Here is a 1,322-nt window from a genome sequence, read left to right on the forward strand (position 1 = left end):
CTGTTAATTCTTGAATTCTACTTTCTGCTATATATAGTTGAAGATAAACGACAGATATAATCAAGAATGACCTCAACTTTAGTCCCACCAACCCTCCCACATCTCAATACCCCCACCATTCGTCAACTACCAAATGGACTAACCATCATCGCTGAACATCTGCCAGTTGAAGCTGTTAACCTGAATATCTGGCTTAACGTTGGGTCTGCCTTAGAATCTGAATCAATCAACGGAATGGCCCATTTTCTCGAACATCTAATTTTCAAAGGCACCCCTAAACTTCCCAGTGGCGAATTTGAACGTTTAGTGGAACAACAAGGCGCCGTAATGAATGCTGCCACCAGTCAAGACTATACCCACTTTTACATCACCACCGCTCCCAAAGACTTTGCTAAATTAGCACCTTTGCAATGGGAGGTACTCCTCAACCCCAGTATTGCTGATGATGCTTTTGAACGAGAACGCTCTGTTGTACTTGAAGAAATTCGGCGTTCAGATGATAACCCTAACCGTCGTTGTTTCCGAAAGGTAATTGAAACTGCTTTTGAAAAATTACCTTATCGTCGCCCAGTATTAGGTCTGGCAGAAATTATCTCTCAACTACAAGCTCAACAAATGCGCGACTTTCACCAGAGTTGGTATCAACCAAATTCTATGACTGCTGCTGTAGTGGGAAATTTACCAGTGGAGGAATTAATTGATATTGTCACAGACTCATTTACAGAAGCTGACAATAGTCGAAATACTCCAAAAATACCACTGCCACCTAATATTAATCTAACACCAGAGTCACCTTTTACAGAAATAGTTCGCCATGAAGTGGTAGATGAAGCTCTTCAGCAACCAAGGTTAATGATGTTTTGGCGCGTACCTGGGTTAACTGAATTACATGAAACTTATGCCTTAGATGTGTTGGCAACTATTTTGAGTCGGGGGAAAACATCTCGTCTGGTGCGTGACTTACGGGAAGAACGAGGTTTAGTTTCTTCTATTGGGGTGAGTAACATGAGTCATTGTCATCAGGGCGTTTTCTATATTTCTGCTAGACTGCCAGAAGAAAATTTAGCTGAAGTCGAAGCAGCGATCGCTCACCACATTTATACTATCCAACAAGAGTCGGTGACAGAAACAGAAATTAAACGTATTCGGACATTGGTGGCGAATAGGTTTATTTTTGCGAATGAAACACCAAGTGATCGGGCAAATTTATATGGTTACTATCAGTCAATAGTGGGAGACATAGCACCTGCGCTCAATTATCCTCAGAATATTCAGGCGTTTGACTCATCAGATATTCAACAAGCAGCATTGAAATATTTATC

Annotated in this window: 1 protein-coding gene; it reads left to right on the forward strand. The window is 41.3% G+C overall.

From position 1 onward, the window contains the following. Window positions 1–66: 66 nt before the first annotated feature. Window positions 67–1,322: pitrilysin family protein (locus tag AFK68_RS00115; protein ID WP_094670676.1), on the forward strand; the 1,256-nt coding region annotated here is incomplete at its 3' end.

Origin of the sequence: Hydrocoleum sp. CS-953 (assembly GCF_002260545.1) — a bacterium.
In the GTDB taxonomy this organism is placed as follows: domain Bacteria; phylum Cyanobacteriota; class Cyanobacteriia; order Cyanobacteriales; family Microcoleaceae; genus Trichodesmium.